This is a genomic window from Desulfuromonadales bacterium (assembly GCA_035620395.1).
Classification (GTDB): Bacteria; Desulfobacterota; Desulfuromonadia; order Desulfuromonadales; family DASPGW01; genus DASPGW01.
Genome location: DASPGW010000039.1, coordinates 1 through 4,227, shown reverse-complemented (window position 1 = coordinate 4,227; position 4,227 = coordinate 1). Strand labels below are relative to the sequence as shown.

The 4,227-nt window shown below is 62.7% G+C and carries 4 protein-coding genes; 2 read left to right on the top strand and 2 right to left on the bottom strand.

The features are described 5' to 3' along the window. A partial coding sequence (locus VD811_02330) for a 3-oxoacid CoA-transferase (protein ID HXV19811.1) occupies positions 1-1,233 on the bottom strand: 1,233 nt, incomplete at its 3' end. A gap of 64 nt (positions 1,234-1,297) precedes the next feature. Next, a complete protein-coding gene (locus VD811_02325; GenBank protein HXV19810.1) occupies positions 1,298-2,473 on the bottom strand; it encodes a thiolase family protein in 1,176 nt (391 codons plus the stop codon). A gap of 429 nt (positions 2,474-2,902) precedes the next feature. On the opposite strand from VD811_02325, the gene VD811_02320 reads away from it, so the two are divergent. Both VD811_02320 and VD811_02315 read left to right on the top strand, forming a co-directional pair. Beyond that, the gene (locus tag VD811_02320; protein ID HXV19809.1) at positions 2,903-3,466 is read left to right on the top strand and encodes a lactate utilization protein; all 564 of its coding nucleotides are present in this window, start codon (positions 2,903-2,905) and stop codon (positions 3,464-3,466) included. A gap of 69 nt (positions 3,467-3,535) precedes the next feature. Next, positions 3,536-4,227 (top strand): LUD domain-containing protein (locus VD811_02315; GenBank protein HXV19808.1); only part of this gene is annotated, 692 nt, incomplete at its 3' end.

Sequence of the window (4,227 nt, the reverse complement as noted above, 5' to 3'; positions counted from 1 at the left end):
TTCGGTGACGATCATGTCGACGACGTTCTTGCCGGTCAGCGGCAGGGTGCATGCCTGCATGATTTTCGGGCTGCCGTCCCTGGCGACGTGGTCCATCATGATGACGATCTTCTTCACGCCGGAGACCAGGTCCATCGCCCCGCCGGGTCCCTTGACCATGGCGCCGGGGATCATCCAGTTGGCCAGGTCGCCGAACTCGGAGACCTGCATGGCTCCCAGAACCGAGAGGTCGATGTGACCGCCCCGCACCATGGCAAAGGACTCGGCGGAATCGAAGAAAGCGGCCCCGGGTAAGGCCGTAATGGTCTGCTTGCCGGCATTGATCAGGTCGGCATCTTCCTGCCCTTCCTCCGGGAAGGGACCGACGCCGAGCAGGCCGTTTTCAGCATGCAGAGTGACGGTGATGCTCTCGGGGATATAGTTGGCGACCAGGGTCGGCATACCGATCCCGAGATTGGCATACATGCCGTCTCTGAATTCCTGACTGATACGCCTGGCCTGCCACTCGCGGATCGGCGAAAACCCCTTGATGGTCACCTTGCCGGCCAGGGTGCGCTGCTCGATCGGCTTTTCATAGCGGCCTCCCACCACGATGCGGTCCACATAGTTGCCCGGGGTATGAATCGCCAGGGGGTCGAGTTCGCCGATCTCGACCAGTTCCTCGACCTCGGCGATGGTGACGCGTCCGGCCTTGGCGCAGGCAGGGTTGAAGTTGCTGGCCGTATAGCGGTAGATCAGGTTCCCCGCCTTGTCGGCCTTCCAGGCCTTGACGATGGCCAGGTCCGTGGTGATGCTCTGTTCGAGCACATATTCCTGGTCGCCGAACTTCTCGATCCGTTTGCCCTCCGCCAGCAAGGTGCCGTAGCCGGTGCGGGTAAAGAAGGCCGGGATCCCCGCCCCGCCGGCACGCAGCTTCTCCGCCAGGGTACCCTGCGGGGTGAGCTCGAGCTCCAGCTCACCGGAGAGGAACTGCCGCTCGAAGGTGGCGTTTTCTCCGACGTATGATGAGATCATCTTTTTGATCTGGCGAGTCTGCAGCAGCAGGCCGAGACCGAACTCGTCGACTCCGGCGTTGTTGCTGACCACGGTCAGACCTTTTACGCCGCTGTCGCGCAGGGCGAGGATGAGGTTCTCGGGGATGCCGCACAGCCCGAAACCGCCGGCGGCAATGGTCATCCCGTCGCACACCACCCCTTTGAGGGCCTCGGCGGCGCTTTGGTAGATCGGTTTCATCGTGAATCCTCCTGATTGGAAAACAGGTTCTATAGGTCCTATTTGTCTTATAGGTCCTATGCCCTTACAAGGCTTCAAAAACAACCGCCACCGCTTCGCCGCCGCCGATGCAGAGGGTCGCCAGACCGTAACGGACCCGGCGCACGCGCATCTCCCGCAGCAGGGTCGCCGCCAGCCGGGCGCCGCTGCCGCCGATGGGGTGGCCGATGGCGACGGCGCCGCCGTTGACATTGACTTTGTCGGGGTCAAGGCCGAGTTCGCGGATGGCCACCAAGGGTACTGCAGCAAACGCCTCGTTGATCTCGAAGAGACCGATGTCGGAGAGCTTGAGAGCGGCGCGTTCGGCGACCTTGCGGATGGCTGCCACGGGCGCCTCGGCGAAGAGATCCGGCGAGGTGCTGTTGGTCGCGTAGGCGACCAGGCGGGCGACGGGTCGGAGGTTGTGCGTCCGGGCCGCCGTTTCGCTGACCAGCAGGGCGGCGCCGGCACCGTCGTTGATGGTCGAGGCATTGCCGGCGGTGATGGTGCCGTCCTTTTTGAAAACGCTCTTGAGGCTGGGCAGGCGAGCGAAGTCGACCTTATGCGGTTCCTCGTCCGCGGCCACCACCACCTCGCCCTTGCGTCCCTGCCTGACCACCGGCACCAGTTCATCCTTGAAGGTGCCATTGGCCAGAGCCGCCTGCGCCAGGCGGTAGGAGCGCTCGGCGAAAGCATCCTGCTCCTGGCGGGAGACGCCGCACTTCTCGATCCAGGTTTCGGTGATCTCCCCCATGTGCCGGCCCGAGTAAGGGTCGCGCAGACCGTCATGGATCATCAGGTCGAGCATCTCGCCGTTGCCCATGCGCTGGCCGAAACGGGCACCGGGCAAAGCATAGGGAGAAAGCGACATGCTCTCCATGCCGCCGGCCAGGACCACGTCGCTGTCGCCTAGCCGGATCGACTGGGCGGCGAGCATCATCGACTTCAGGCCGCTGCCGCAGACCTTGTTGATGGTCATGGCATGGGTGCTGTCGGGTATCCCCGCAAAGCGCATGGCCTGCCGGGCCGGGGCCTGGGCGCAGCCCCCCTGGAGAACCTGTCCCAGGATGACCTCATCCACCGCTGCAGCCGGCAGTGTGTGCTTCGCCAGGAGCCGGGACAACACCTGGGCGGCAAGTTGAGGGGCGGACACCTCGGCGAGGGTCCCACCGAAGGAGCCGAAAGGGGTACGCAGGGCATCGACGATCAAAACCTCTGTCATGGATCAAACCTCCAGCGGTATGGGTTAGCGTCTCACAGTGGCTGTCAGCAAGTCGCGGGCCAATTTGTCAACACACTTAAATTGCTTGCCTTTCCTGTTTTTTCCGAAACCACGCTTAGCCTTGTTGATGCAATAATGAATCATGATTCAGATTTGCCTGCCCCCAACGGTCCACAGTTGTCGGCCCACAAGTTGATTCAAATTTGATGCAATTGAATCAATAATGAATCAAATTTTTGAGATCACAAGCCTGAATTACCGCGACGGCTCCAATTGTATACCGTTTGCTCGGCTTTGCAGGCGTTGTCCGGGGCGAAAGCGTCAGATTGCTGCATAACACTGTTATTATCGGCTTGACATGGACAACCGCTATTGCTTAGGATAGGTCAGACAGCGAAATGGTAAGACCACTAAATCGGGAGATGCTCTATGGTGGATGTGGCACAAGTCGAAAAATTTGTCGAGGTAGCGCGAAAGGTCGGTGCCCAGGTAACGACCGTCAGCACTGCCGAAGAAGCGATGGCCTACATCCGTGACCGCGTCCAGGGGCCGGTCGTTCTGCCTCCTTTTGCCAGCGGCATTCGTCTTGAGCTGGGAAAACGCCTGCGCGAAGCCGGCTGCGAGGTTGGCGAGCAGGAATTGCGACAGGTAGCTCCCCTGGCGGATGCAGGCGTGACCGGCGCCAACTTCGCCCTGGCCGACACCGGCAGCGTGGTACTGGAGAGCACCGACGAGGCAATCCGTCTGGCCACCACTCTCCCCGAGCGGCACTTCGTCCTGCTCGACCCGGCCAAGGTCCTCGCCGACGGGTTTGCCGCGGTCCCGTACCTGCGACGGTTCCGGGAAAAATCGCCGCGGCACTTCCTCGCCTACATCACCGGCCCCTCCCGTACCGCCGACATTGAGCGGGTTCTGACCATCGGCGTGCACGGCCCCAAGGAGCTGCACATCCTGCTGATGGAAGGACTGTCGAGCGATTTTCTGGAGATGTAGACCGACAAATCGGGCCCGTCAGACAGGTCCGACTTGTCGGACAAACCAGCCAGGCAAGAGGAAACCGCCATGAACAAAGAACGCAACCGCCAATACAAGCAACGCATCGACCAGGCCCTGGCCACCCCGAAACTGCAGGAGGCCCTGCACCGCTTCGCCGACGCTTATGTGGTCGCCCGCCAGAACGCCTTCGCCGGCCTCGATTTCGAAGCGCTGCGCAGCGACATTGCCGCCAGCAAGGACGAGGTGCGCGAACACCAGGAGCAGTACCTGGCCGAGTTCACCCGCAACGCCGAGGCCGCCGGAGCCACCGTCTTTTTCGCCCGCACCGCCGAGGAGGCCAACGCCTACATCACTGGCCTCGCCAAGGAACGCGGTGTGAAGCTCGCGGTCAAGAGCAAGAGCATGGCGAGCGAGGAGATCCACCTCAACAAGGCGCTGGAGCAGGCCGGCGTGCGGGCGCTGGAGACCGACCTCGGCGAATGGATCATCCAGCTCGCCGGCCAGCGTCCCAGCCACATGGTGATGCCGGCCATCCACATGTTCAAGGAGGAGGTCGCCGAGCTCTTCGGCAAGGTGACCGGCCGCGAGGAGCCGGCCGAGATCGAGCACCTGGTGCGGGTCGCCCGCGAGCAGCTGCGCCAGGGTTACCTCGATGCCGACATGGGGATCTCCGGCGCCAACATCGCCGTCGCCGAGACCGGCGGCATCGCCCTGGTCACCAACGAGGGGAACGCCCGGCTGGTCACCACCCTGCCGAA

Excerpts from the sequence above, each read along its gene's own strand:
- VD811_02325 (HXV19810.1), bottom strand. The coding sequence starts at position 2,473 with ATGACAGAGGTTTTGATCGTCGATGCCCTGCGTACCCCTTTCGGCTCC.
- VD811_02320 (HXV19809.1), top strand. The coding sequence starts at position 2,903 with ATGGTGGATGTGGCACAAGTCGAAAAATTTGTCGAGGTAGCGCGAAAG.